The sequence below is a fragment of the Cryobacterium melibiosiphilum genome (assembly GCF_003602235.1).
In the GTDB taxonomy this organism is placed as follows: domain Bacteria; phylum Actinomycetota; class Actinomycetes; order Actinomycetales; family Microbacteriaceae; genus Cryobacterium; species Cryobacterium melibiosiphilum.
In genome coordinates, this window is sequence record NZ_QZVS01000050.1 from 1 (window position 1) to 24,065 (window position 24,065).

Sequence of the window (24,065 nt, forward strand, 5' to 3'; positions counted from 1 at the left end):
GCCACCCGCTACGACAAGCTCGCACTGACCTACCGCGGCGGAGCTGTCCTCAGAGCCATAACTATTTGGTCGAAGGCATTAGGAGACACGCCCTAGGCGCTCAAGGCTTTGCGATGGCCGGTCCTGGCCGGACCACTACATGTCTGTGTTGCCGTTGCATCCTTGGCGGAATCGTCATCGCCTTCGAAAATTCGCGCGCTCCGTGGCCGCAGCGGGACACCGAGGCATTACCTGCTGAGCGTCCCGTACGGGGTTCCCGTGTGACACACCTGGAGCTCCATGTCGTGAGGGCTTTCGCACTTGAATTGCTTCGTTGTGTGTCCGTCCGGTGGGGCTGCTGCCGGTTAGGTTGAACCATGACTGATGAAAACAAGACTTGGCACCAGGAGCATAAAGACTCGTTGACCAAAGGCCAACGGGCCGCCGACCTCATGCGAAACGGGATGGGAAGCGGGCCCTTCGTCGGAGGTTTCATCGGCTTCATGATCATCTGGGCCGCTGTTAATACTTTGGTTCTGGCATCGAAGGCTTGGGATCCCTACCCCTACATCCTGCTCAACCTGTTCCTCTCGATGCTGGCCGGGCTGCAGGGCGCCATTTTGCTTATCGCCGCGAAACGGCAGGACGCCATCGCCGGTGCGATGGCGCAGCATGATTACGACACGAACCTGAAAGCCGAGAAAGAAATTCAGGCACTCATGACCATCAACCGCCAACAGCTTGAGATCCTCGCCGAGCTGAAAGCTATGGGCGCCACCCCGCGGTCTTGACAGCCATGACTGCGTTTCAAAATGAATGAGAACTGCTGGAGTTCGCCGTCACTCGACCCACAGCAACGGGTAACCGAACTGCAGGGCAGGTCCTAAGGTCACCCAAATCGTCAGCGGGCTCATTTTTTAATCAAGCGACTTGTCACGCTGCTGATATCGGTTCACGATGAGCTATGGCCCTGATCACTGCGCGTAGTTCTTCGTCCAGCCGACACCCTCATGACTGGGGACGTTCTGTTGCAATCGCGCTCGAGAGCTTGGTCGCGCAGTCGCAGGGTGCTCAGACGGATCTGGAAACATCAGAATTGTTCGGTGCTGACCTGGCATTGCGTATCGAACCACTGGCGACCGGTGTCTCGATCACGCTCGTGTAGGACCCCCCGGACGCACAACATCTCTAGCCAACGCAACGCGGCAGAAGAAATAATGGCCGGTAAACCGAGTCACCTTTTTCTGCCAACAATTTTTCAATCAAGACCGGTTCGCGAGACTCCGATCGTAGGGGCGGCGAGTTCGCGAGACCGCGGTCGCAGTGTCAGTGAAGGTTCCTCTGTAGGACTCGGATCCTGCGCCATCTCGGGCATTCCGGGGCGGAGTCCCCGCGGGTTCAGCTTGGTCTGAGACGCGGCGGCCGCGATGGCCCGGCCTCTTTCAGATCTTTCTCGGTAATGGTGAGCGACAGCGGATGCTCGCTCACCATGCTCAATGCGGGTACCGCGGCGTATAGAGAATGCCGTCCCGGACCCGCCTCGAGGACAAGGTCTGATGCGACAGTCACGTGGACCCGGGTGTACTCACCGGGGTCGAGGATGAACGCGTTGGGCTGCCCGCCAACGTAGGCAAACGCGTATCCGCCCGGCAAGCCCGCGGATGCGCCGGCCGCGACCAGGACGCCAACTGTGTGGAAGTGGTCCAAAGGTGTTGGTATCCAACGTTCAGCGGACGTGTTGATCACATCTGTAAACATTTGGCCGACGGGCACATCCTCGGCTGCGGGTGGCCACCGCAATTCCAGCCCGGTACGGCGTTCAGTCTTGGACGGATACCGAGTAACCGGGCCGCGGAACGTGAAGTCCCAACGGCCGTGACGTTCGGTCAATTGGCCTAGGAACCACTGGTCGTCCCCGGCCGGAGCGCCAACCACGACCAGATCTTCACGGTTGACAGATGTCGGCAAAACCCGCCACCCCAGCAGCGGGGCGAATAAAGCACAGGTTATCGTGGCGAGCGGCATTTTCCTGGGCCGCTAGTGGGCCGTTCTTCATGGCCCTGGACAGGTAACCGATTGTGCTTGGTTCCCGGATTGACACGGGCGACTCCGCGCCGGCGGTCTCGTCGCACGTTTTGACCAGGTGGGGCAGGCCCTCTCCGCTGACGCGGAAGCCGCGGAGATGAAAGTTCCTCCAGAGGAGATACACGCGACTATTCGCGGGCGTCCCTTTCCTCACTGACGGTGTTTGCCTGCCACAATGATTATCGTTACGCTGGGACCATGCTCGAAGGAATAGGCAATGACCGTACGGGAAACGCACGGAGTTCCGTAAGATTCGTGTCCATCATGTCCATCGCTGCTATTGGGTATGCTGCATTTCAAATTTGCATCATCCTCGCTGACATGATCGATCGCATCGCCCACCGCGCGACGGGCATCGCCCTCACCTGGAATCCGGGCATTCTTTTGCCTCAACCTGCGAGCGTCACGTACAGTGGCGCACCATTCGTGGTTCCGGGCAGTACGGCGCACGTCACCGATATCACCGCAATGGTCAAGGACTTGCCTGTAGCGGCGATCGTACTGCAGAGCATCGGTGATCTGGTTTCTGTGTTAACGATCGCAGGAATAGCGGTCTGTATCCTCATTTTGGTGCGCAGAGTTGCTGCCGGAACACCATTCGCTCCAGCCAGCATTAGGACCCTGGTCACTCTTGCGATCGTCGTCCTCATCGGCTTTGAAAGTGCGACCGTTTTGCATGGCGTCAGTGCGATGAGCGTGCCCAGCATCATGTTCGTCAGCCCTGAATCTCCGGACGGCACCTACTGGCCACCGCCGGAGGCCATTCCTCTCTTTGTCCTTTGGCCGGTCTACATCTCTGCAGCTCTCGTGGCTCTCGCTGCAGTGTTCCGCGCGGGCGCCGGCTATCAGGCGGACCGTAGCGGGCTGGTCTGATGTCGAAAGTCCGCTGTCGTCTCGATATTCTGTTGGCGCAACGCGCCATGACGCTCGTCCAGCTGTCAGAGCGCGTCGGTCTGAGCACCGTGAACTTGTCTATCTTGAAGAATAATCATGCCAAAGCCATAAGATTCAGCACCTTGGAAACGATTTGTAAAGAACTGGACTGCACGATTGGAGAACTCCTCGTGCTTTCAGCTCGATAGTGTGGCCACGAGCACTTCGCGGGCGGATTTCGGTGTAGGAACGTTGATAGGGCCCTCAACGGATCAAGGCTCAACCCTGCTTGAAGACGTTATTACCCGGCACGGTGGCTGTTGAAGTCACTAGCATTCGCAATGCTCTCGATATCCCGTTCAGTCACGGCCCTGACAATATCCCCAATCTGCGGCAACTCATACCGATCAGCGGAGCGACTTGCGTGACATCGTACGCGCGCGCAGCCTTGCTCGGCTGCATAAGCGGGGCCGCAACATCCTCGGCGAAGCTGACCACAACTCAGTGGCCGGTCTCAAGGGGCGTAGCAACACCGCCGTATAGATCCGAAGTCCCCAACTGCCGGTTATGGCTGCTTGACCATCACCATGAACACCGCATTACGCTGTCGTTCTGGATTCAACGCCGAGTTCCTCCAGATCTCCCTGCCGCTCCCGGTCCCTCCCGCAGGAACCCTGATTCGTGAACTGCTGTACACACATTTCACCGTGCTCCTCGACCCCGCGCGGCGCCTCGCGACCGCGTAATCAGTGACGGGGAGCACCACTGGTGCTGAGCCACACCACCACTGGTGCTCTTCCGCACGAACGGTGGGGCTCAACCGCACGATCGGGTGGGGCTCACAGGCTCTAATACTCATCCTCGCCGTGGTCCCGAAAGGATCCCAGGAAATGGTCGCGTCGATCATCCGCACCATCTTCGCTCAGCCCGACCGCGAGCACATCGAGAAGCAATTCCGCGAGGTCGCCACGATGCTCGGACGATCGCACCCGAAGGTCGCAGCGATGCTCACCGATGCCCAACCCGACCTGCTCGCTTTCGCCGCGTTCCCCGGCGTCACTGGCGACAGATCTGGTCGACCAACCCGTTGGAACGAGTCAACAAGGAAATAAAACGCCGCACCGACGTCGTCGGCGTCTTCCCCAACTCCGCCGCCCTCCTCCGCCTCGCAGGCTCAGTCCTGATCGAGCAACACGACGAATGGGAAGCCGGCGAACGACGCTACTTCTCCGAAGCCTCGATGCTCGAGCTGACCACAATGAACAACCCCCTCGAGGTCATCGACGAGGCGGTGATCCTCCCCGAACTCGCTGCCGCCTAAACTAAATCAACTGACCTGCACGGTGTCGAGAAACTCCACCACTAAGCGGGACGTGACCGATGGGCGCGGTGACTAATGGACACAGGCCTACGATCCGCGCACCCGGGACGAGGGCTGTGAACGGTAGATCACTCAACGGGACAAATTCCTATGACTGCGATGCTTGGTGAAATTTCCATTGTGATCAAGCAGTCGAAGAGTTACCGTGAGGTGACCCTCGCGGAAGGAAGCCCGAAATGAAACCCAACCCCGAGTCCGACGGCGAGTACACCGACACGGAACCTGAAACCGACACGACGACCTCAGCTGACGAGCCGGTCACCACTGACAAGGACATTGAAGGCGAGTACACGGATAGCGACACCCCAACGCGGCCAACCCCCAGGATGCCTAGCAGCTGACCTGGATTCTGGAGGAGGTCTGTTGTGATCAGTTCTTTCTCGAGGACAGTGGTGCTTTTCCTTGGTTCGTGGACCGGTTTCGCGCCCGATGGGCCCGTAACGGCTCGGCGGCGCTATTACCGAGAGCATCAAGTGTCAAGAGTAGGCACGCTTCACCGCTGAAGTCAGGTGTTCCGCGACCGTTACACGGTCGACCCGGCTCAGATGGCGGCCGCCCTTCTGCCCTACCGGGAGCGTGGGGCGGTGCGCAGGTGCGGCCGACGTGATGGCCCTGCAGGAGGGGCAGGTTCACTGCACCCCGCCCAGCACCTCTGAGACCGACCGGCAGAACCCGGTCTGCGCTGGACGGTCGCTCCTGGCAACAGATTGCCCTGCTGCGGATCTGAGGACCTTGTCTGGCGTCCTGTGCTGATCGGCGAGGGATCGGAGTCGCCGTGGCCCAACGTCGACTGGTTCGGCGCCGAGTATTGCTCAGACTCTGGGAAATAAAAAGTGAACAAATCCCTTAATATGACTAAATTTCATTAGTGTTTATTACGAACTATCCACGACCAGCGGGACCTTCTTGCTGGCGGTTACTCAAGGAGATAATCGTGAAACGATATTCCATGGGGATTTTAGGGGCTTCGACCGTTGCGTTACTCGCTGCGGCTACATTCGGGGCCGGCGCAGCTCAAGCGCACGATCCTGGACACTCCGGCAACAAAAAAACGGTATCGCTGTCCGCCGATCTCACGGAGCTCAACGGCTCCGGGGCGTCAGGAACTGCCACAGCAACAGTTCGTAACCAGAGGATCAAGCACATTGAAGTGCACGCTTCTGGTCTGACACCAAACGCTCCGCATGCCCAACACATCCACTACGGCGAGCAAGCGCTGCACGAGTGCCCCACCCTGGCTCTGGACAACAACGGTGATGGCCGCTTGAACACCGCGGAAGGGGTTCCCGCGTATGGCCCGGTCGTTGTGTCGCTGAACACGACAGGCGACACGACTCCCAGCAGCTTCCTGGATGTGACTCGTTTTCCGGTGTCTGAGAGCGGCAGCTACCACTACAGCCGCGATAACATCCGCATCACCAAGGTGGCGGGAACAGGCTACCCGGGTCCGGACGGAACAGGAACGGCGAAAGAAATTGCCGAATCTATCCGCGAAGGCGAAGGCGTCGTCGTGATCCATGGTATCGACTACAACGGCAACGGTGAGTACGACTTCAGCGCGGGTGCAAGCGAACTCGACCCGAACCTGCCTGCAGAAGCAACCGACCCGGCCGCCTGCGGCGTCCTCGAATAAGCACCCGCTCAACACCCTTTCTGGGCAACGACCGCCGGTGGCCCGTCATCGATGACGGGCCACCGCACGGAACCCACCTGACTACTCGAGAAGTCGCCCTCCGCTCTGCCTCGCGAAGAGGGATCCGCCCTCCCGGTGCTTGACGCCAACGCCGTCCAGTTCGTCGATTCACTCCCACAGCATCACACGCCGCAGTCAGCGTCGGCCCTTGGGACATCAATACCCAGAACCGTGCCTGCATCTCCACCAGCTCAAACTTCGACCACATCGGCAACACCTCTCGAAAATAGAGTGTTGCAACGACCGGTTGAATCCGCCTTCCCTTGCGGGACAGCAGAGCGGTTCACCGTTTTCCGGGTCAGGTCTCCCGGTCCTCGTCGGGGTTCCGGAAGGGCCGAAGCTGCGTGCCGGCGGGGTCTGCGGTGAAGGTGTAGCGACCCAGCATGTTGATGTGTTCCGAGGCCAGCGGGGAAAGGCGTTGTAAGTCTTCATCGGCAACACCCGCGCCACGGTCGCGGAGCTCGGTGAGTGCGGCGTCCAGTTGAATCCGCCGTGTATACCTCGGCCGAGTTTCGGGCTCTAGTGACCGGGCTGGGAATGAGGTCATCGATGGGCCGCACGGGCGTGTGTTGGGACAACAGCATGACGGAAAGTTTTTTCTTGATGCTCAAAAATGAGCGTGTTTACCGGACTGCGCATGCCACTAAATCACAAGCTCGCAGCGACGTCATCCGCTATATCGAAGGGTTCTACAACAGCCGCCGCCGGCACTCCGCGCTCGGATACCGCAGGCCTAACGAAGTCCACTATGATTATCAACAGCCAGCATTGGCAGCGTAGAAGAATCCACTAATTCCGCTGTCCGAAATGCCCGCGGCAGCTCACTATGCCGTTTGGCCCAGAAGGTGGAGAGATTTTCTTCGAGTGCGAAGACGGCAGCATTGTGCGGACTTATTAGCTGACGGGCCGCGTTTGGGTCGGCATACAGCACTATCGGCGACTGAACGGTCTTTACCGCGTCGGCTGAGGATTTTGTCTATGTGTCAGCCGATGCGGATGAGTTTCTTGTTCACGAACTCGTTAGCACCGAAACGGCCGAGTTCGCGCCCGAAGCCGCTTCTTTTCACTCCGCCGAACGGTAGCTCTGCGCCGCCGGCATCGACGAGGTTAACGAAGACCATGCCGGCTTCGATGCGGTCGGCGACCCGAAGTGCCTGCTCGGGATCGGTCGTGAACAAGTAGGAGCCCAGCCCAAAAGGAGTGTCGTTTGCGAGGTCTACAGCTTCATCTTCGGAGGCTGCCCGGTAGACGAATGCTACGGGCCCGAAAAACTCCTCGTGGTACGTGTCGTTGTCTCGCGTTACGTCGGTGAGCACCGTCGCTGGGTAGAAGGTGCCAGACCGTTTGCCGGTGCTCGCCAGGGTCGCTCCCTGAGCGACTGCGCGCTCTACCTGCTCCTCAAGATGCTCGGCTGCACCGAGGGACGAGAGAGGGCCGTAGTCTGCCCCGGGGACGGTGGGGTCGCTGGGTGAGTTCGCCAGCATGGCGGTGGTGAACTTCTCCGTGAACTCATCATAAAGTTCATCGATCACGATGAATCGCTTGGCGGCGTCGCAGGCCTGCCCGCCATTGCGGAGGCGACCGGCAACAGCGGCAGCCACTGTCGCGGCCATGTCGTCGGTGCTCAACAGGATGAAGGGGTCTGACCCACCAAGTTCCAGCACGACTTTCTTGAGGTGGCGACCGGCCACCTCAGCAACGGCCGCGCCGGCGCCCTCCGAACCGGTAAGGGAAACGCCCTGTACCCTCGGGTCGGCGATGACCGTAGCAACCTGCTCGCTGTCGGCATACACATTCGTGTAAGCGCCAGCCGGGAAGCCCGCATCATGGAAGATTCGCTCAATTGCCGCAGCTGATTCCGGGCACTGCGACGCATGCTTGAGGATGATCGTGTTGCCCGTCATGAGGTTCGGTCCCGCGAAGCGCGCAACCTGGTAATACGGGAAATTCCACGGCATGACACCAATGAGCACACCCAGAGAACTGGAGCGCATGAACGCGGAACCCTCTCCGCCGAGCAGCGTGATTGGTTCGTCCTTCAGAAATTCCTGCGCGTTGTCGGCGTAGTACCGATAAATGTTGGCGGCGTAGTCGACCTCGCCGAGCGCTTGATCGAGGGGCTTGCCCATCTCACGCACGATTACGGCCGCCAGTTGATCGCGGCGTTCCGCATGCAATTCGCCGACCTTCCGCAGGAGTGCGGCTCGCTCGTCGACGGAAGAGTTCCGAGACCAACCGTGGTGAGCCTCATCCGCCGTTGCGATGACCTGCTCGAGTTCATCACTCGAAATCTGGGGGTACGTCTTGATGGTCTCGCCTGTGGCGGGGTTGATCACGGCATGGTGGCTCACGAGCCACCTCCTTTCACGGTCGAACATTGTGCCGGAAATTGTCACGTAATACGAGCCAACCATGTTCGCTGAATTTGTCAAGGCGAATCAGACCAGCGGTGTCGTTACGGGCCTTGAATGCGCTGACCTACCGGCCCAGCGATGCCTCGTTGGTCCCGAGCTCGCGGGCCGAGCTGCTCCGGCTGCGGAAAGAAACCGCGGACCTGAAACTTGATCGTGCGCCCAGGAAGCATCGGATACGATCACAAAGCGTTCGAACTGATGCTGGCGGAGAAGACCAACTTCACCATCACCCGAATGGTCCGCCTGCTCGAGGTATCCCGTTCGGGATACTACGTCTGGCTCGACCGCAAGCCATCGGACCGCATGATTCGGCGGCAGAACATCGAGCAGAAAGTGGCCTGGTTCCACAGCGACTCCGACGACGTTTATGGGTCGCCACGGATCCTCGCCGACCTCCGCGCCGACGGGGAGACCATCTCGCGAAAGACCGTCGCCAAGACCATGCAACGCCTCGGACTGGTCGGCATCTGCCCCAAAAAGTGGAGAACCACCACGATCCTCGACCACGCCGACACTCACCCCGTCGACGCCGGCACTCCTCGATCGGAGATGTCACCTCCGTCTCCTTCGAACTGCAATACTCGCTAAAGTCCGCGGAAGTTCAGCTCGCCGCTTAACCCGTGTCCACTCTCCGGGGTCAAGGCCAGTCGTTTCGCATGGCCGCTAACCGCACGATGACAGAGTCTCACCTCCACGACATTCTGAATTAAATACAGTGGTCAGAGACCGAGCAGGGGGTACGTTCGCTTTAACAGATCGAAAACCGCTGTGGGCGTACGGCCCGACGGCGCTGAATGAAATGGAGCAGCACCATGGCAACAATTCTCTGGATCATTGCGGTAGTCCTCGTTATTGCAGGCATTGTCGCGCTATTTCGACGCCAGATTCTCTGGGGTATTGTGCTCATCGTCGTGGGACTGTTGGTTGGTCCAGGTGGCGTGAGCCTCTTCACTTGAGACTGCGGATCGAGTAGCCGTTTCGGGGCGTGGCGGAGCTCCGGAACGTTTTCGGCGTGAATGATCCACTGACGCTCTTCGTTGTCTGAGGGCTGCATGACGTCGAGGAGGCCATAGCTTTTCCTTACACTTGCGATCGTCTCGCGGATCGGACCGGCATGGACGGGTCTAACCGAGCCTTCACCAAACCCGGGGCTCGACAAAGCCAGATGGACTCGCGGGCGGGAGGGACTGCACCCTTTACGAAATCAGAACCCCACGCACGACTTGACGAAACACATAGGGGCACCCCCCCATTTAGGTCACAAAGATTTTTAGCGTTGCCCGAGACCCTGTCAGCGGACTCGCTCACCACGTCTAAGAAGTGCCTTGTCTACACTCGTCATTCGATCATCCGGGACCGCACCATGACCGCCGCCGAGACGGGGCCGCGTTCCCTGGGGGACAGTATCGGCGGTCATCTGTTTCTCGAACGAGTGGCCACAGGTGACGCACTCGCTTTCAGCACCTTGTATGACGCCTTCACCGCCGAAACCTATGCAATCTGTTGGTTCAAGTTCGTGATGCCATCGTCGGGCGACAAAGCCATGGTCTGAACGTGGATCTTCATATGGGCCCACGCCGCCGCACTCAACAAACAAGCCGGTTCAACGAAATCCATCATCCTGTCTACTTGGTGGGCCGTCACCTCGCAGCGCCGCTGAAACCTCTTTCAGATGATTATCTTTAGGGCCTGCTAGTCGACGTGTCCAGGCCGACCATACGCTTCGAGCAGGCGCAGCCAGACCTCGCTGAGTGTCGGATAGCTCGGCACCGCGTGCCACAGCCGGTCGATCGGGACCTCGGCAACGACCGCGATCGTCGCGGAATGCAGGAGCTCGGCGACGTCCTGGCCCACGAAGGTTACACCGATCAGCACCTCCCGATCGAGATCGACAATCGCCCGGGCGTGGCCCACGTAGTCGTCGGCGAGCACCGTGGAACCGCCGAGCGAACTGAGATCGTAGTCAAGGATGCGCACCCGATACCCTGCCTTCACTGCCGCGGCAGCGGTCAGGCCGACAGATGCGACCTCCGGGTCGGTGAAGATGACCTGCGGCACCGCGCTGTGGTCGGCTGTGGCAACGTGTGAGCCCCATGGCTTGTCGTCGACCGGGGCGCCTGCCGCGCGAGCGACAATCACGTCACCTACGGCCCGGGCCTGGTACTTGCCTTGGTGAGTGAGCAGTGCCCGGTGGTTGACATCGCCGGCCGCATACAGCCATCCGCTGCCTGGTCGCCCGGTGCCGAGCGCCGAGACGGATGCGAGGGACTCACCGACCACCCGCAGGGTGTCGTCGACCGTGAGCCAGTCGCCGTCGACGAGTCCCACGGTGGCAAGCCCGAGACCGCCAGTGTTGGGGACCCGGCCGGTGGCCACCAAAACCTCGCTCGCGGTCACGGTGCCGCCGCTGGCGAGGGTCAGCTCCACGTCGCCGGTGTCGGTGCGGCGGGCGGCCGTGGGAGACTCATCAAGGAGCAGGGTCGCGCCGGAATCGCGCAGCGCGGTCGCGACCAGTTCGCCGGCGAACGGCTCCGAGCCGCCGAGCAGCCCGCTGCGGGCGATCAGGGTGACGTGTGAGCCAAGAGCCGTATACGCGGTGGCCATCTCGGCGGCAACGGCTCCACCGCCGATGATGGCCAAGCTCGTCGGGATCTCCGTGACTGAGGTCGCCTCACGGCTGGTCCACGGTTCGACCCCGGCGAGGCCCGGCACCTCGGGCAGCAGGGCCGCTGACCCGGTGCTGACAACGACGGCGTGGCTGGCGGTCAGCACTCGCACGCTGCCGTCGGCGGCAGTGACAGTGACCTCGCGCGGGCCGGTCAGGGTGCCGTGCCCGCGCACCAGATCGATTCCCGCCGATTCGAGCCAGTTCGCCTGGCCGGCGTCGGAGTAGCCGTTGACGATGGTGTCGCGGCGCTTCAGGGTCGCTCGGGGGTCGACCACCGAGGTGACAGCCTCGGCGGCTCCGGGAACCCGCTGGGCGGCGGCGAGGACGGCGCCGCTGCGCAGCAGCGCTTTCGACGGCATGCACGCCCAGTAGGAGCACTCGCCGCCGATCAGGGAACTCTCGACGATCACCGTGCGCAGGCCACCCTGAGCCGTTCGGTCTGCCACATTCTCACCAACGGCGCCGGCCCCCAGCACGATGACGTCCCAGGTGTCTGCGTCGGTGGAAGGTACGGGGGTCTGAACCGTCATCGAATCTCCAGCCGGGTCGGGGCCCGTACCAGCGAGCGATACGGTCCAAACAGCTTATCCCGAGCGTCCCACAGCTGCCATGGCCCGGCGATCAGCCAGTCGAGAATAGGAAGCTAGGGCGTGTTTTCTAAGACCAGCAAACGCACGGTGAAACGAAACGCACGACGTTGGTAGCGGCAACGAATCTGCCTGCGCGCAAGCGCTGACAGACCGGCCACGCTAGCAGGGACACCAAGCACAGCCCTGCCTGCGTGCCCAGTGCGCGATCACGACCGTCTCGCATCGCACATTATTTTAAATACGCGTTTTTGGCACTGCCCCCTCTGATTGAAACGCCAGTAGTCGCAAATTACGGTGCCAAGCCGAGTTGTTCGAGCATGCCCTGTTGGTCGCTGCTACCCCACCGCTCGACAAGCTTCCCGTTCTCAAACCGGTGAGAGTGTCGGTTACTTGCGTGATGGATTCAACAAAACTGAGAAACTTTGGAAACTCCTCGAATTTTGTCCACTGGTTGTACGCGACAGTAACGGGAACGTTGACATCGACAGTCTCAATAGCGTTGGGTTACGAGGCGTCTCACAGACAGCGCCAGGAGTGGCGTCGAGTGCGCGTTTCTTGCGGCGAAATCATGAGTGTTGCGTCGAGCGGAGTGCACCCCCCTGGCCAGTTTCCTGTTTGCAGAAGGATGGAGGTATCTCGCATAGCCGCAGGAGCGGCGGTTGCAGGGAGCGGCCTGACTTTGTCAGGCGGGCGGAGAGGCTCCGGTCGCCTGGACGGTCCAGGCGACGTACTCACGCGCGTCGACCGTGAGCTGTTCGTCGGTGATGTGACCGACCCCAGTGCGGAAGTGGCCGCCGAGGTAGGTCATGCCGACACGGATTGCGGTGACCTCAAAGGCTGAGGTGAGCTCGTCGAGAGTGCGGTGGTACCGGCCGAGCTTGGAGTAGTCCTCAGCGCTGGACCAAGTGGAAACGGCGATGCCGAGTTCCTTGCCTTCCAATGCGCGTCCCCCGGGCCCGTAGGCCCAGCCGCGCTCAAGCACTGCGTCGAGCCACGCGTGGAGCAGTGCCGGTGCGCTGTACCAGTGCATGGGAAACTGCAGGATGATCCGGTCGTGCGCGGACAACCTCTCGTGCTCAGTGGTTACGCACATCGGTGAATTTGAGATGGCGTCGCCAAGGATGTGAACGTCGGTATCGTCGCTGCTCCTCAGGGCTTTGAGCCACGCTTGGTTGATGCGAGAGGACGGTAGGTCAGGATGGGCGACGATAACGAGGGGGCGGGTCATGCTGATTCTCCTTCGGTGACGGACTCGGCAGTGTGTCGCTTTACGCTGACGCCGGTTGCGATGAGTGCGACTATCGCAGCGGCTGTCAGGGTTGAGGCAAAGAGGGTGACTGAGATGGAGAGACCGAACGCGTCAGCTGCGTATCCCACCAGGACTGAGGCGATGCTTGCAGGGATGTAGCCCCCGATGTTCAAGGCCGCGTTGGACTCTGCACGTTTTCCTGGGGTGATGTGCGTGGCAATCAGCGACAGGCCTGCGAGTTGCCCGAGACCTTGCGCGGCACCAGCGAGGAGCGCTGCGATGATCGCGGCGGCAGCAAACGGTACGACTGTGACGGCCAGGACCATGAAGATCATCGCAGCTATTGCGGTGGTCGAGCTCAGTGCGAGGTGAGCGCGAGTGGTCAGGCGGGCGAGCGCGAACTGAATACCGGTGGCCACCAGGAACATGGCGCAGGCGACCACTCCGGTCACGAAGGCACCTGGCGCGCCAACGTGGCCGAGCACGGTCGGGCCGAGGGAGAGCACGAAGGATGTGGCGGTGATGCCCGGCGCAAACGCGCCGATGCCCCATCGGAGTTCGCGGCGGTTTTCCCGCGGAGCCGATGGCCAAGCCAGCAGACGAACTTTGTTCTGTGTGACGGGTCGTTTCAGCGGAAGCACGATCGCCACGAGGAGCGCGGTGACTTCGACACACAATACGACGGTGAACACGAGTTGTTGGGTAGAGGGTGATCCTGCCACGGCGAGGCCGCCGGCCAGGAGTGGTCCGAGACCGGCGCCGAAAACCATCGAGACAGAAGCGATGAGCGAACTAGTGCGTTTGCGGTGTTCGGGTGCGAGGTCGACCACCGCGGCCATACCTGCGGTTACGGCCGTGCCGACGGCGACGCCGGCGAGTAGCCGGGCGACCAGCAGCCACATCACATCTTGTGCAGCAAGAAACAATACCGACGCGATCACCGCCGCTGCCAAGCCCGGAACAAGAACCACCTTGCGACCGAACCGGTCTGCCAGGCGTCCGGCGATGATCAATGCTGCGACCAGGCCGACGATGTACGTCGCGAAGATGATTGTCAGCAGGCCTGACTCGAACCCCCATTCGGCCTGCCAATGTCCGTACAGGGGGGTTGCCGAGTTAGAAAGCAGGAACACCGCCGTCACCGTTGCAGCTGCGGCGATGGACCAGCCCAAACCGTGACTGGGCCTGCCGAATGGTCTCGGTGCGGTACTGGTGCGTTCGCCATCCAAGGCTTGTCCGACTAAACTCGTACCAGTTCGCATAAAGACGAACTTATCGCCCAGTACGAGAAAAGTCGAACAACAATGTCTCCTCATGCACTGGATCTTCTTGCCCCGACGTACGTCACCCCGCCCACTGAACGGGAACGACCGCCGGGTCTTCCTGAGCCGGCCTCCGATGAAATCCGGCTCGACAGGGTCTTCGCTGTCCTGTCCGAGCCGTTGCGGATCACGATCGTCCAGCGGTTGTTGACCTCATCCGATGAGTTCGACCACACCTGTGGCTGGTTCGGGTTCGATCGTCCTAAATCGACACTGACGCATCACTTCAAAGCACTGCGCGAGGCAGGGGTTCTCACTCAACGGCAATACGGGTTGGAGCGGCGCAGCCGGGTTCGACTGGGTGACCTCAATGAGCGATTCCCCGGGCTCGTTGATCTGGTCCTGGCCTGGGAGCCCACACCGTCGGCGTAGAGGCCTGCCGAGGAGCCTCTGGCGAACAGCGGTTTTTAGCCAACGTCGCAACACCTGACGTTCAGGAGAAGCGATGCTAGATAGTCCAAGAAAGTGGCAAAAGGGCACCGGCGCACTGCCGATGGTCGAGACACGCAACAAATATGCTCAGCTGATGAGGCAAGGAATCAGCAACGCCGAGGCGCGCCGAACACTTAACATCAACCGGCGTACAGGCATGCGATGGTGGCACGGCGGACAGTGACGAACGCGCAAGGACGCGCGAAGACCTACGCGCCGATCTCGCTAAAGACGCCACCGACGATTTCGTCGCGATACCTATCCGAACCAGAGCGGATCCATATCGCTGATGCACTGCAAGCCGGCGAGAGCCTGCGTCAGATCGCGGCCGGATTGGGGAGAAGTCCGTCGACGGTCAGCCGTGAGGTGATCCGAAATCGGTCCCCACGCCTGAAACGTTATGCACCGCACGCTGCCCAAGCCTTGGCCGATGCTGCACGGAAACGGCCGCGCCTGGGGAAGATAGCGGGGAGCACTCTGTTGCGGGACGCGATTCAGAAACTCCTGCTGGAGCAGTGGAGCCCGCGTCAGATCAGCCACCAATTGCGCCTCGATTATCCCGGGCAGCCCTAGATGCACGTCCTGCACGTCCTGCACGTCCTGCACGTCCTGCACGTCCTGCACGTCCTGCACGTCCTGCACGAAAGCATCTACCAGTCCCTGTATTCGCCTCAGATCAATGGGGCGGTTTCACGCGGTCATTGCAACAGGAGCTTTCCAATCGCTTCGATCGGATGGGTCCGTCGAGATCAGACGCTGTGAAGAGTAGGCTTCATGCTACGGACACAACCGGGATCGATTCCCCCCGTTGGCTCCGAGCTGATGGTTTCCGAGCACGGGTTTTGGTGGCCTGATTCAGTTTCAGGCAAGTACCCGTCGGCCAGCGGGCTGTTAACGCCGACCGAAAATAGGGCCAGTATCGCCGTTTGAAAGTAGGGTCACCAGCCACTATGGAGGGTGATCAATATGGACGATTGGGCGAGGATACGCCAGCTGTTTTCAACGGGGCAGCACTCGAAACGGGAGATCGGCAGAGTCGTCGGGGTGTCGCGGGGAACAGTGGATCGGGCATTGGAAGCGGACCGGCTGCCGAAGTACCACCGGGCAACGACAGGGTCGAGTTTCGACGCGTATGCCGCGCAGGTTCGGGTGCTGTTGGCCACGACGCCGACGATGCCCGCGTCGGTGCTTGCTGAGCGTGTCGGCTGGTCGGGGTCGGCGTCGATGTTCCGCGACAAAGTCGCTGCGATCCGGCCGGAGTACGTGCCGCCGGACCCGGCGGATCGTCTCGTGCACGAGCCGGGCAAGCAGGTCCAGTGCGACCTGTGGTTCCCGCACGAGCCCCTGCCGCTGGGGCATGACCAGGAGGGCATGCCGCCCGTGCTGGTGATGACCTCGACGTTCTCCGGATTCTTCCAAGCCCAGATGCTGCCATCCCGCTCAACTCCCGGCCTGCTCGGCGGGATGCGGTCCTTACTACAGACAGCCGGCGTCGTCCCGCAGCGGCTGGTCTGGGACAACGAGACCGGCATCGGCAAGGGCAAACTCACCGCACCTGCTGCCGCGTTCGCAGGGACCCTTGGCACTGAGATTCATCTGCTGATGGCCCGTGATCCGGAGTCCAAGGGCATGGTTGAGCGGCGCAACAAGTTCTTCCGGTCCTCGTTCATGCCCAGCCGGCAGTTTGCCTCGCCGATGGACTTCAACGACCAGCTGACCGACTGGCTGCCGCGCGCCAACGCCCGTCATTCCCGGTCGCGACGCGCACGGCCGATGGACCTGATCGAGCGGGACCGCGCCGCCATGCGGCCCTTGTCGCCGGTGGCGCCGGACGTGCTCTTTCGCAACACCGTGCGTCTGCCGTGGGACTACTACGTCCGGGTGCTCTCCAACGGCTACTCCGTCGCGCCGGCGATGATTGGCCGGCTCGTGGACGTGACGGCGAGCCTGGACACCATCAACGTCACCCACAATGGGGTGAACGTCACCTCGCACGAACGAGAATGGGCGCGCGCACTGACCGTGACGGACCCGAACCACGTCGCCGAGGCTGACGTGCTGCGACGACAGTTCCAAAGCGTCAAACGACAGGACCGACCTCTCTCGAAAGTCGCGTTCGTCGAGACGGCCAACCTCGCGTCCTACGACACCCTCTTTGGGGTAGATATGAGCCCGGACCTGACCGACATGGACGTGTTCTCATGAGGAGCAGCAGCAGCAGCGCGGCGGCGGAGATCGAGCACTACGCCCGGGCGCTTCGGGCGCCGCGGATCGGTGACGCCTTCCGCCGCCTCGGCGACCAGGCCCGCACGGCGGGCTGGTCGTACGAGGAATACCTCGCCGCGGTCCTTTCCCGCGAGGTCTCGGAGCGAGAAGCGTCCGGCGCGGCCCTGCGCATCAAGGCAGCCCGGTTCCCGGGGCACAAGACCCTCGAGGACTTCGACGCCCAGCCCAGCGCCGACCGAACCCTGATCGCGCACCTGGGCACGAGCACCTTCGTCGACGAAGCGAAGAACGTCGTCCTCCTCGGCCCGCCCGGCACCGGCAAGACCCACCTCGCCGTCGCGCTGGGCGTTCAGGCCGCCAACCACGGCCACCGCGTGCTCTTTGACACCGCCACCGGCTGGGTCGCCCGACTGCAGGAAGCGCACTCCCGCGGCAAGCTCGCCGGCGAGCTCACGAAGCTCCGGCGCTACAGCGTTTTGATCGTTGACGAGGTGGGCTACATCCCGTTCGATCAGGACGCCGCGAACCTGTTCTTCCAGCTCGTCGCGAGCCGCTATGAACATGCGTCCCTGATCTTGACCAGCAATTTAACCTTCGGCCGTTGGGGCGAGGTCTTCGGTGACCAGACCGTTGCCGCCGCGATGATCGACCGGATCGTGCACCACGCCGACGTTCTCAGCCTCAAGGGCGCCAGTTATCGGATGAAGGGCCACCAGCCCACCGCCGATACGGCATAGTAGGAACATCGATAGTGGTCCTGTTTTCAAACGGCACTATTGGCCCTGTTTTGGGTCGGCGTCAACAGACGTCGACATGGAACAGCACAACTGGCCAAAACTGGGCCCCCTATTTCAACGATGATGTGAAGACGATGAACGATGCAACCAACGGAGACTGGTAATGCCCAAGCGGTGGATCACGCGAGTAAGGATGATGGCTGGAGTCATGATGATCACCGTTGCTCTTGCGGGCTGCTCAGGCTCTGGATCGTCTCCAGGTGCGGGGTCCACCGCCACACACCCGCCTCAAAGCGGCAGTGCCACACCCCAGACAATGACGTCACGCGACGACCTGATATCGCCGAGCGTGCTGGTCTGGGATTCATGGCGCGAGGTGACGCCAACCACCATTGAGGTCACCTTCCTAGCGGGACCAGCATCATGTACCGGCATTCATGCAACTGTCACGGAGGCCACGAAAGATGTCACTCTCGACCTGACAGAAGGTGCACTCCCCGGCAGTACCGACTGCCAGGCAATCGCCCTGACCACAACGACCAGAGTCAGTTTGACCCAGCCGCTCGATGACCGGCAAGTTCGCCAATCCGCCAGCTAAGAACACAACCATGAAGGATCGTTGATGATCGGGTCCGTTCAGTGGGCCTCTAGCCAGGGATACAGCGAGGCGGAACTTGATGCTCCTATTGTTGTCAAGCGCTGACGTTCGGTTGCTCGCTGAGCCATGTGCGGTAGCGCTGAGAAAGGACTCGATCTTGGGTGGCGCCGCGTTCAATGCGCGAGATGGCTTTGGGCCAGACGCTCAGCTCGAGTGCTCCTGCGGTCTGGGTGAGGTGCAATGCGAGGCGCCGTGGACGCAGGTCGTTGGTTAGCAGGTCGGGCCGTGGGTTTTGCAGGACGCGGTATATTTCGCGGGCGACGTAGCGCTTGAGGCAGCGCATGATCTCCTTCTTGCCTTTGCCCTCGCTGGTGCGTTTGACGACGTAATCCTGGGTGCGTTGGTCCCTCGCCATGCGCACGAGAACGATGCGGTGAATCGCGGAGTTCGCGGCGCGGTCGCCACCGCGGGAGAGCCGGTGCCGTGTCGTCTTGCCCAATGATAACGATCGGCATCGTCGGCATTCTCCTTGTAGTTGCCGACGTGCTGCTCATTTTTTTCGACCCGAGCCGACTCGCCCCGTACTTTACTGCGGTCTGCGGCATCTGCCTCATCGTCGCGGGATTCGTCGGCCACCGGGCAGTTCGGAACACGGGCTCGGCAGGATAGGACGGCCTCTGGTTTCCCAGCAGGTCTGGCCGGAGGACGTCCGACTGCTTCCGCCCACGACAGACTCACCGTGGCCATATGGGGAACGTCTAACGGGACGCCAAATCTTTGTGGTGGACGTGAAACTGCTTCTGTTGGCGCAGCGTTAGGTCTGTGATCCACAGGAATTCGATGATTCGAAGATCCGAGGTTACGGGGCGTATTGCTACATGATTGAACCGCCGTGCTTGATTGGCGTCACGCTGGCCAACGCAGATCGGATTCGCAAGCGGCGGTATCGGCGGCATCGATGCGTTGGCATCCGCCGTCGATCAGTGTGCGTTCCCCGAGTGGTTGGTCGAGTTGGACGGTTACAGGGACGGCATCATTCCCTGGGCAATCAGCCGCGCCGCCGCCGAAAGGTTCAACGTCAATCCGGATCGTGATTTGTTCTGACTTGTACGTCACGACAGGAGTTAGGGTCGCGCCGGTAACACCGGAGGAGCAGCCGAGTCGGGTAACGACGACCTCGATAATAGTGCTGTCCCGGCCCAGATTAGTGGGATTACTAATTTGCCAGGTCGCGGTCTCTCCAGACTGGACAACAGCTGGCTTGCCTATACCGTTCCCATTTTCGGGCCCGGTCTGCTGACATCCAGCCAGAAGTATCGCGACAGCGATGGCTCCGATTAACCGACCAGCAGTGCTTTTCTGTTTCATGCACTCATGATCCACCGACCACGCCTAACAGCACAATACTGTTCGTGTAGTGATACACGAACGTGGTCGAAGGCATTCGCTGTTACGCCGTGAATGTCGAACAAGGCAACCCAGGCAGTCGTGCCTGACTACACCAATTCAATCGCACGCGAACAACGGCGGGTAGGAATGTCATACGTCCGCACGTTCATCGCGCTGACTTCATAAAATGGAAGGGCCCGACTCAGCCCGTAAGCCGAACCCCTGCGGGGCGAGCCGGGAGGGAGCCAGGGGACGTGCTTGGAGCGCTAACTTGCAAAACTCGAAGCGCGGTCGAGCCCCCGTAACGATCGCCTACCGTCTCCGTGTGGGGCTAGTCTTCGCCCATAGAATGTGACCATGAGTCCGAATCGACCGGCGCTGATCGCGATCGCGATTGCCGTAGCAGTCGGCATGTGTGGGTGTACGACTGAGCCGTCGAAAGTAACTCCGGCAGGCGCTGCAACAACCGCATATCCTGGCGCGCCGACACCTCTGCCGAGTGGTCTGGTCGACCCTTTTGCGGGCTACGCAACAGTCGTCGACGGGCGGCTGGCGATTGTCTTGTCCGGCAGCTCGAGTTGTCCGCCGAACGCGGACTCAGCGGATCTGGCGACGATGACGTTCGGATTCTCGGTCGATACGGAAGGCCCGTGCACGGATGATTTGGCCCCCAGGACGTTCGAGTTCGACGTGCCATCAACCGAGAATCTGCCGACGTTCATCACGATAAACTTCACGTCCGGCGACACGTCCAGCTCTCAGCTGCCGGTTCTGCGGTAAGCATCGATCGCGCACGGCCGTGCCGGCAACCAGCCAACACTTTCTCACGGCGTGACCGCAGGAAATCGTCGAGACTCACGATGCTGCGTGCTATGGCTGCAAAAGGCCACCATTTGCCGCTGCGATTCACAGCGAACTGTATTGCAGTTCCTTCTTACCTACGCCTTGTTTGTGGATTCGTAAGGGTGGATTCGCAAGGGAAGGAACAATGCCTTAAGAGAGATGATCGAGCGGACCCGATCTGACAATATGACGGAATGAACCACATCCTTCTGCCGGCCGCTATCGCTGTGCTCGTCGTTGGAGCGGTCAGGAGTTGCACTGGGTGGGTTCTATCCAACTACTTTGAGTCGGTGCCTCTAATTGTGGGCAGATGGGTCCTCTCGACAGGTTTGGGGCTGCTCGCCCTCGGTGTACTGCTCTACGCCTGGCCAATGTTCTTAGGCTTCTCCGCCCAGCCGGCATAAGCTGAGTCGCTCAGCCGGTGCAACTGCGAAGGTCCCACAAGCCGGACCTCCAGCGCGACAGGTCTGCAACCAATCCACCCACCGGCGTTGCGGGAAGATGCTATGTCACTTGGGAACGGCTTGCGGACACTGGGTCTGCGACGATGACGGCAAACTAGGGTTATGTAGGTCTGCGACCTAACTTCGGCAAACATTGGGGCAGCGACGTCACTCTGGCTCAGGGCAGGCACGCCCGTGGAACCGGCCCGAGTTCGATCTGTGGCGGCTTGGTGCACGTGGCCTGCCTTGCGGATGCGATTTGTGGGCTGTCGGATACTTTGAGCGCGGTTGCTGCCACGCTGGTGTCATGGATTCACTAGCGACCACTCAGAGCGAAAAGCCGCCAACACTCGTACTTATTGTCGGACCCATTGCGGGTGGCAAGACTACCGTTGCGCGAGCCCTCGCGGAACGACTACGCCAATCCGGCGAGAAGGTGGCGCTGGTCGAGTTGGACCAGATCGCGGAAATGGCGCTGCCAACCCTTCCTGATTGGGCTATCGCCCACATGATCTTTAACTCCGTAGTCGGCCACTGGCTTCGGAATCCTTTTACGACCGTTATTGCCGAAGGACCCGGGAACGAATCAGAAGTAAACGCGGTTCTCGCACAGGTTCCTGATGCGGCCTCGGTCGTAACAGTTGTGCTGACAAGTTCCTTCGAGCTCGCTTTCTCGCGTGCACAGGCGGATCCGACCCGCGGGATCTCTCGAGACCACCAGTTCCTCTTTAGCGTTTTTCAGAGTTGGGAACGCAACATGCCGTACATCGCACACGACCTGCTCATCGACACGGGAAGCGCCTCGGTCGATGAAAGTGTCGCCGCTATACAAGCCGCGCTTCGTCGATCACGCCGGTGAAGGGCCCACGCGTGTTCTTATCCTGGGTGCTTACATGCACCCATCCGCTGCCATCAAAGTCATGGACGACCTGCTCGACACAGACCACGGTCGCTGAAGGATGCTTTGTCTCGTACTGTTTCCGGGCACTTCCGCACCGGTACTGGATCTGTATCCCTTGACGTCGTACTCCGGGACGTGGCGAACTCTGTGCCCGGCTCGGATGCTCGCGTTGACGCAATCAAGGTCGCCCGATTCGTCTTCGCTCAGCTCGATCCGACGGCGAATGACGAAATTCCGTGGAGGGGGCCGCCCTGTCCCTCGTGCGGCACCGAGATGAACGCTGAGATTATGAGCACCAGGAATGGTCTCCGGGAATGTGAGCGCTGCCTTCAGTGTGATCTTGTCTTTTTACTGCCGGACCTGTTCGCGGTGTAGACCCACGGCGACGCGCCAGCACTGACCGACAACGCCGCGAACCAGATCACCATCGCCGGGTATTTCTATGATGGCACCGGAAACCTGGCTGCCACCCCATGGGAATGTATGCGTATAACGGGTTCCAGCAGATGACGGCCGCGACCACCGGCGTAACATCGTCAGATATCTACGCCGGAGCCGACCAGAAAGCGGTCGTCACCGCAAGCACTACATCCCATCCCCTCCGCCGGAAGTCCCATCTCACCACATCAACCAAGGGAGATCCCATGTCCTCGCCCCGCCGCGCCCTGATCGTCATCGATGCCCAACAGGAGTATTTTGAAGGACTGCTGCCGATTCAATACCCCGCACGCGATGAGTCACTCACTCGTATTGCCGAGGCGATGGACGTTGCTGAGCAGGCGGGCATTCCGGTCGTCGTTGGACAACATCAATCCCCTACGGGGTTCCCGGTCTTCGCGCCGGAGTCGTCGACCTTCGAATTGCGCCCCGAGATCGCGAAGCGCGCTAACAACGTGGCCCATCGCTTCACGAAGTCATTCGCCAGCATCTTCGCGGGTACTGGCCTCGAGGAATGGTTGCGCGAACGCGGAATCGATACAATCACCATCGTGGGCTACATGACGAACAACTGCGTTATCGGTTCCGCCGCCGCTGCCGAACCTCTCGGATTCACCGTTGAGGTGCTGTCGGATGCAACCGGAGCCATCGACATTGTGAATTCCGCTGGTTCTGCGCCGGCGAAGAGGGCGCACGAGACAATCATGGCCGTCCTGAACTCTAATTGGGCTGCGGTCGCCACGACGAGCGCTTGGACCGAAGCCGTAACATCCGGGAACGCTGTCGCAGGAGACAACCTCATCGAGTCGGCTGCTCGGGGGCGGGACGCCAGGTAATTCAACGAACAGCAGGAACTGATACGCAACGTCGTATCGGTTCTTGCGCTTCCATGTTTTTGAAGGCATGAAAGTGAGTGATCAGTACGCAGTAGCCGAATCCGTGTCGGACTCGTAGTGGTTGGAAGATCACACGAATATATTGACACCTTGACTGGCAGACGGATGATTTTGTGGGTGAGTAGGCACCAGGTCGGGCTCAGCCTCGCAACGGTCGCACTCTGGCTAGCAAATGCCACGATCCAGATAATCGCGATCGCGATCGTGAACGGAGACACGGGAGCCAACGGAGAGCATGTTTTTAGTCTGCTTCTCGTTCTGCTGCTAGCCGTCCTCTCAGCTGCAAGTGCGGTCATCGCTTTGACTGCCAAGACAAAAAAGACCGCGAAGGATCAGACGCATCGAGCCGACCCGTAAGCCGAACCCTCTACGGGACGCGTCTTGATGGCGGAGGATTGGTAGCGTGACCGAATGACTACTCAAACGCTCGTTGTCGCTGCAGTGTGCTTTCGTGACAACGCCGACAGGATACTCACCGTCCGTAAGCGCGGTACAAGCTTTTTCATGCTGCCCGGCGGCAAATCCGAGCCCGGGGAAGCTCCTGGTGCGGCCGCTCTCCGGGAAGTTTATGAGGAGCTGGGCGTAATGGTCGCGAAGAAAGACCTCGCCCTGCTGGGCAGCTGGACTGCCGCCGCCGCAAACGAGCCGGACACAATCGTCGACGCGACCGTCTATCTCAGCAATGTCGTCATAGCGCCGGTAGCGTCGGCGGAAATCGTTGAGCTGCGATGGGTAGATCCCACCGCTGCGACCGAACAGGACTTTCCACTCGCGCCGCTGCTCCTCGAATTCGTGTTTCCCGCCCTGGCCGCCTAGGGCGTGTCTCCTAATGCCTTCGACCAAATAGTTATGGCTCTGAGGACAGCTCCGCCGCGGTAGGTCAGTGCGAGCTTGTCGTAGCGGGTGGC

The 24,065-nt window shown here is 60.8% G+C and carries 27 protein-coding genes and 4 pseudogenes; 21 read left to right on the forward strand and 10 right to left on the reverse strand.

Features of this window, described 5'->3' with window-relative positions; all coding sequences use genetic code 11:
• The first annotated feature begins 356 nt into the window (after positions 1-356).
• Both D6T64_RS02180 and D6T64_RS22105 read left to right on the forward strand, forming a co-directional pair.
• Positions 357-770 carry a DUF1003 domain-containing protein gene (locus tag D6T64_RS02180; protein ID WP_119971025.1) on the forward strand — a complete coding sequence of 138 codons (414 nt, stop codon included), beginning with the start codon at positions 357-359 and terminating at the stop codon, positions 768-770.
• Positions 771-943: 173 nt separating this feature from the next.
• Positions 944-1,144 (forward strand): hypothetical protein, encoded by a 201-nt coding sequence (locus D6T64_RS22105; RefSeq protein ID WP_147364425.1) that lies wholly within the window; start codon positions 944-946, stop codon positions 1,142-1,144.
• A gap of 233 nt (positions 1,145-1,377) precedes the next feature.
• Here D6T64_RS22105 and D6T64_RS02185 read toward each other — a convergent pair whose 3' ends face one another.
• Positions 1,378-2,004 (reverse strand): hypothetical protein, encoded by a 627-nt coding sequence (locus D6T64_RS02185; RefSeq protein ID WP_119971027.1) that lies wholly within the window; start codon positions 2,002-2,004, stop codon positions 1,378-1,380.
• Between the two features lie 315 nt (positions 2,005-2,319).
• On the opposite strand from D6T64_RS02185, the gene D6T64_RS02190 reads away from it, so the two are divergent.
• The 6 genes and pseudogenes from D6T64_RS02190 to D6T64_RS22110 all read left to right on the forward strand — a co-directional run bounded on the left by D6T64_RS02190 (position 2,320) and on the right by D6T64_RS22110 (position 5,951).
• Positions 2,320-2,937 (forward strand): hypothetical protein, encoded by a 618-nt coding sequence (locus D6T64_RS02190; protein WP_119971029.1) that lies wholly within the window; start codon positions 2,320-2,322, stop codon positions 2,935-2,937.
• Positions 2,937-3,146, forward strand: a complete 210-nt coding sequence (locus D6T64_RS02195; protein WP_119971032.1) for a helix-turn-helix domain-containing protein — start codon at positions 2,937-2,939, stop codon at positions 3,144-3,146. Before D6T64_RS02190 ends, D6T64_RS02195 begins: the two co-directional genes overlap by 1 nt.
• 378 nt (positions 3,147-3,524) lie before the next feature.
• Positions 3,525-3,683, forward strand: coding sequence for a hypothetical protein (locus tag D6T64_RS22450; RefSeq protein ID WP_158594771.1), 159 nt, complete (start codon positions 3,525-3,527; stop codon positions 3,681-3,683).
• A 144-nt stretch (positions 3,684-3,827) separates the two neighbouring features.
• A pseudogene (locus tag D6T64_RS23065) lies at positions 3,828-4,258 on the forward strand (transposase).
• Between the two features lie 236 nt (positions 4,259-4,494).
• A complete protein-coding gene (locus tag D6T64_RS22455; RefSeq protein WP_158594772.1) occupies positions 4,495-4,659 on the forward strand; it encodes a hypothetical protein in 165 nt (54 codons plus the stop codon).
• Positions 4,660-5,252: 593 nt separating this feature from the next.
• On the forward strand, positions 5,253-5,951 hold the full coding sequence (locus tag D6T64_RS22110; protein WP_147364426.1) for a hypothetical protein: 699 nt from the start codon (positions 5,253-5,255) through the stop codon (positions 5,949-5,951).
• A gap of 100 nt (positions 5,952-6,051) precedes the next feature.
• On the opposite strand, the pseudogene D6T64_RS23710 reads toward D6T64_RS22110, so the two are convergent.
• Together D6T64_RS23710 and D6T64_RS02215 are read right to left on the reverse strand one after the other, a co-directional pair.
• Positions 6,052-6,219, reverse strand: a pseudogene (locus D6T64_RS23710) (IS30 family transposase); the annotation flags it as partial.
• 90 nt (positions 6,220-6,309) lie between these two features.
• Positions 6,310-6,558, reverse strand: a complete 249-nt coding sequence (locus D6T64_RS02215) for a Tn3 family transposase (protein WP_233550784.1) — start codon at positions 6,556-6,558, stop codon at positions 6,310-6,312.
• Between D6T64_RS02215 and D6T64_RS02220 the strand changes: the two are divergent.
• Positions 6,501-6,791, forward strand: a pseudogene (locus D6T64_RS02220) (integrase core domain-containing protein); the annotation flags it as partial. The gene D6T64_RS02215 and the pseudogene D6T64_RS02220 overlap by 58 nt on opposite strands.
• A 203-nt stretch (positions 6,792-6,994) precedes the next feature.
• Here the strand turns inward: D6T64_RS02220 and D6T64_RS02225 are convergent.
• Entirely contained in the window at positions 6,995-8,362 is a 1,368-nt protein-coding gene (locus tag D6T64_RS02225; protein ID WP_199719030.1) for an NAD-dependent succinate-semialdehyde dehydrogenase, read from the reverse strand.
• Positions 8,363-8,623: 261 nt separating this feature from the next.
• On the opposite strand from D6T64_RS02225, the gene D6T64_RS02230 reads away from it, so the two are divergent.
• From D6T64_RS02230 to D6T64_RS02235, 3 genes are all read left to right on the forward strand, one after another.
• The gene (locus D6T64_RS02230; RefSeq protein WP_147364427.1) at positions 8,624-9,013 is read left to right on the forward strand and encodes an IS3 family transposase; all 390 of its coding nucleotides are present in this window, start codon (positions 8,624-8,626) and stop codon (positions 9,011-9,013) included.
• Positions 9,014-9,237: 224 nt separating this feature from the next.
• Positions 9,238-9,381 carry a GPGG-motif small membrane protein gene (locus D6T64_RS22805; RefSeq protein WP_199183939.1) on the forward strand — a complete coding sequence of 48 codons (144 nt, stop codon included), beginning with the start codon at positions 9,238-9,240 and terminating at the stop codon, positions 9,379-9,381.
• Between the two features lie 407 nt (positions 9,382-9,788).
• Positions 9,789-9,977, forward strand: coding sequence for a hypothetical protein (locus D6T64_RS02235; protein ID WP_147364428.1), 189 nt, complete (start codon positions 9,789-9,791; stop codon positions 9,975-9,977).
• A gap of 140 nt (positions 9,978-10,117) precedes the next feature.
• Here D6T64_RS02235 and D6T64_RS02240 read toward each other — a convergent pair whose 3' ends face one another.
• The 4 genes and pseudogenes from D6T64_RS02240 to D6T64_RS02260 all read right to left on the reverse strand — a co-directional run bounded on the left by D6T64_RS02240 (position 10,118) and on the right by D6T64_RS02260 (position 14,161).
• Entirely contained in the window at positions 10,118-11,623 is a 1,506-nt protein-coding gene (locus D6T64_RS02240; RefSeq protein ID WP_119971044.1) for a dihydrolipoyl dehydrogenase family protein, read from the reverse strand.
• 432 nt (positions 11,624-12,055) lie between these two features.
• Positions 12,056-12,178 (reverse strand): annotated as a pseudogene (locus D6T64_RS23070) (SRPBCC family protein); the annotation flags it as partial.
• Between the two features lie 187 nt (positions 12,179-12,365).
• Entirely contained in the window at positions 12,366-12,911 is a 546-nt protein-coding gene (locus tag D6T64_RS02255) for an NAD(P)H-dependent oxidoreductase (RefSeq protein WP_119971046.1), read from the reverse strand.
• Entirely contained in the window at positions 12,908-14,161 is a 1,254-nt protein-coding gene (locus D6T64_RS02260) for an MFS transporter (protein WP_199719031.1), read from the reverse strand. The genes D6T64_RS02255 and D6T64_RS02260 overlap by 4 nt, the downstream gene beginning before the upstream one ends.
• 75 nt (positions 14,162-14,236) lie before the next feature.
• Between D6T64_RS02260 and D6T64_RS02265 the strand changes: the two genes are divergently transcribed.
• The 4 genes from D6T64_RS02265 to istB all read left to right on the forward strand — a co-directional run bounded on the left by D6T64_RS02265 (position 14,237) and on the right by istB (position 17,649).
• A complete protein-coding gene (locus D6T64_RS02265) occupies positions 14,237-14,626 on the forward strand; it encodes an ArsR/SmtB family transcription factor (protein ID WP_092112877.1) in 390 nt (129 codons plus the stop codon).
• A 222-nt stretch (positions 14,627-14,848) separates the two neighbouring features.
• Entirely contained in the window at positions 14,849-15,259 is a 411-nt protein-coding gene (locus tag D6T64_RS23605) for a helix-turn-helix domain-containing protein (RefSeq protein WP_119971051.1), read from the forward strand.
• Between the two features lie 393 nt (positions 15,260-15,652).
• Positions 15,653-16,891: an IS21 family transposase gene (istA, locus tag D6T64_RS02280; RefSeq protein WP_233550785.1), complete on the forward strand. Its 1,239-nt coding sequence runs from the start codon at positions 15,653-15,655 to the stop codon at positions 16,889-16,891.
• The gene (gene istB / locus D6T64_RS02285; protein ID WP_119971055.1) at positions 16,888-17,649 is read left to right on the forward strand and encodes an IS21-like element helper ATPase IstB; all 762 of its coding nucleotides are present in this window, start codon (positions 16,888-16,890) and stop codon (positions 17,647-17,649) included. The genes istA and istB overlap by 4 nt, the downstream gene beginning before the upstream one ends.
• Before the next feature lie 692 nt (positions 17,650-18,341).
• On the opposite strand, the gene D6T64_RS02295 is transcribed toward istB, so the two are convergent.
• Positions 18,342-18,746 carry a hypothetical protein gene (locus tag D6T64_RS02295; protein ID WP_119971060.1) on the reverse strand — a complete coding sequence of 135 codons (405 nt, stop codon included), beginning with the start codon at positions 18,744-18,746 and terminating at the stop codon, positions 18,342-18,344.
• On the opposite strand from D6T64_RS02295, the gene D6T64_RS23080 reads away from it, so the two are divergent.
• Positions 18,746-18,916 (forward strand): hypothetical protein, encoded by a 171-nt coding sequence (locus D6T64_RS23080; RefSeq protein ID WP_233550786.1) that lies wholly within the window; start codon positions 18,746-18,748, stop codon positions 18,914-18,916. The genes D6T64_RS02295 and D6T64_RS23080 overlap by 1 nt on opposite strands.
• A 237-nt stretch (positions 18,917-19,153) precedes the next feature.
• On the opposite strand, the gene D6T64_RS22115 is transcribed toward D6T64_RS23080, so the two are convergent.
• Positions 19,154-19,615 carry a hypothetical protein gene (locus D6T64_RS22115; protein ID WP_147364429.1) on the reverse strand — a complete coding sequence of 154 codons (462 nt, stop codon included), beginning with the start codon at positions 19,613-19,615 and terminating at the stop codon, positions 19,154-19,156.
• A 378-nt stretch (positions 19,616-19,993) separates the two neighbouring features.
• Here D6T64_RS22115 and D6T64_RS22120 point away from each other — a divergent pair, with 378 nt between their 5' ends.
• The 4 genes from D6T64_RS22120 to D6T64_RS02330 all read left to right on the forward strand — a co-directional run bounded on the left by D6T64_RS22120 (position 19,994) and on the right by D6T64_RS02330 (position 23,973).
• Entirely contained in the window at positions 19,994-20,416 is a 423-nt protein-coding gene (locus D6T64_RS22120; RefSeq protein WP_147364430.1) for a hypothetical protein, read from the forward strand.
• Between the two features lie 813 nt (positions 20,417-21,229).
• Positions 21,230-21,781: a nucleoside/nucleotide kinase family protein gene (locus D6T64_RS02315; protein WP_147364431.1), complete on the forward strand. Its 552-nt coding sequence runs from the start codon at positions 21,230-21,232 to the stop codon at positions 21,779-21,781.
• Between the two features lie 686 nt (positions 21,782-22,467).
• Positions 22,468-23,097, forward strand: a complete 630-nt coding sequence (locus D6T64_RS02320; RefSeq protein WP_119971077.1) for a cysteine hydrolase family protein — start codon at positions 22,468-22,470, stop codon at positions 23,095-23,097.
• Between the two features lie 471 nt (positions 23,098-23,568).
• On the forward strand, positions 23,569-23,973 hold the full coding sequence (locus D6T64_RS02330; RefSeq protein ID WP_119971072.1) for an NUDIX hydrolase: 405 nt from the start codon (positions 23,569-23,571) through the stop codon (positions 23,971-23,973).
• Positions 23,974-24,065 lie beyond the last annotated feature (92 nt).

Excerpts from the sequence above, each read along its gene's own strand:
- D6T64_RS02330 (WP_119971072.1), top strand. The coding sequence starts at position 23,569 with ATGACTACTCAAACGCTCGTTGTCGCTGCAGTGTGCTTTCGTGACAAC.
- D6T64_RS22105 (WP_147364425.1), top strand. The coding sequence starts at position 944 with ATGGCCCTGATCACTGCGCGTAGTTCTTCGTCCAGCCGACACCCTCAT.
- D6T64_RS02185 (WP_119971027.1), bottom strand. The coding sequence starts at position 2,004 with ATGCCGCTCGCCACGATAACCTGTGCTTTATTCGCCCCGCTGCTGGGG.
- D6T64_RS02320 (WP_119971077.1), top strand. The coding sequence starts at position 22,468 with ATGTCCTCGCCCCGCCGCGCCCTGATCGTCATCGATGCCCAACAGGAG.
- D6T64_RS02315 (WP_147364431.1), top strand. The coding sequence starts at position 21,230 with ATGGATTCACTAGCGACCACTCAGAGCGAAAAGCCGCCAACACTCGTA.
- istA (WP_233550785.1), top strand. The coding sequence starts at position 15,653 with ATGGACGATTGGGCGAGGATACGCCAGCTGTTTTCAACGGGGCAGCAC.
- D6T64_RS02180 (WP_119971025.1), top strand. The coding sequence starts at position 357 with ATGACTGATGAAAACAAGACTTGGCACCAGGAGCATAAAGACTCGTTG.
- D6T64_RS02255 (WP_119971046.1), bottom strand. The coding sequence starts at position 12,911 with ATGACCCGCCCCCTCGTTATCGTCGCCCATCCTGACCTACCGTCCTCT.
- D6T64_RS02215 (WP_233550784.1), bottom strand. The coding sequence starts at position 6,558 with ATGACCTCATTCCCAGCCCGGTCACTAGAGCCCGAAACTCGGCCGAGG.
- D6T64_RS23080 (WP_233550786.1), top strand. The coding sequence starts at position 18,746 with ATGATAACGATCGGCATCGTCGGCATTCTCCTTGTAGTTGCCGACGTG.
- D6T64_RS02240 (WP_119971044.1), bottom strand. The coding sequence starts at position 11,623 with ATGACGGTTCAGACCCCCGTACCTTCCACCGACGCAGACACCTGGGAC.
- D6T64_RS22450 (WP_158594771.1), top strand. The coding sequence starts at position 3,525 with ATGAACACCGCATTACGCTGTCGTTCTGGATTCAACGCCGAGTTCCTC.
- D6T64_RS23605 (WP_119971051.1), top strand. The coding sequence starts at position 14,849 with ATGGTGGCACGGCGGACAGTGACGAACGCGCAAGGACGCGCGAAGACC.
- istB (WP_119971055.1), top strand. The coding sequence starts at position 16,888 with ATGAGGAGCAGCAGCAGCAGCGCGGCGGCGGAGATCGAGCACTACGCC.
- D6T64_RS22120 (WP_147364430.1), top strand. The coding sequence starts at position 19,994 with ATGAGTCCGAATCGACCGGCGCTGATCGCGATCGCGATTGCCGTAGCA.
- D6T64_RS02195 (WP_119971032.1), top strand. The coding sequence starts at position 2,937 with ATGTCGAAAGTCCGCTGTCGTCTCGATATTCTGTTGGCGCAACGCGCC.
- D6T64_RS02230 (WP_147364427.1), top strand. The coding sequence starts at position 8,624 with ATGCTGGCGGAGAAGACCAACTTCACCATCACCCGAATGGTCCGCCTG.
- D6T64_RS22455 (WP_158594772.1), top strand. The coding sequence starts at position 4,495 with ATGAAACCCAACCCCGAGTCCGACGGCGAGTACACCGACACGGAACCT.
- D6T64_RS02235 (WP_147364428.1), top strand. The coding sequence starts at position 9,789 with ATGACCGCCGCCGAGACGGGGCCGCGTTCCCTGGGGGACAGTATCGGC.
- D6T64_RS02265 (WP_092112877.1), top strand. The coding sequence starts at position 14,237 with ATGTCTCCTCATGCACTGGATCTTCTTGCCCCGACGTACGTCACCCCG.
- D6T64_RS22805 (WP_199183939.1), top strand. The coding sequence starts at position 9,238 with ATGGCAACAATTCTCTGGATCATTGCGGTAGTCCTCGTTATTGCAGGC.
- D6T64_RS22115 (WP_147364429.1), bottom strand. The coding sequence starts at position 19,615 with ATGAAACAGAAAAGCACTGCTGGTCGGTTAATCGGAGCCATCGCTGTC.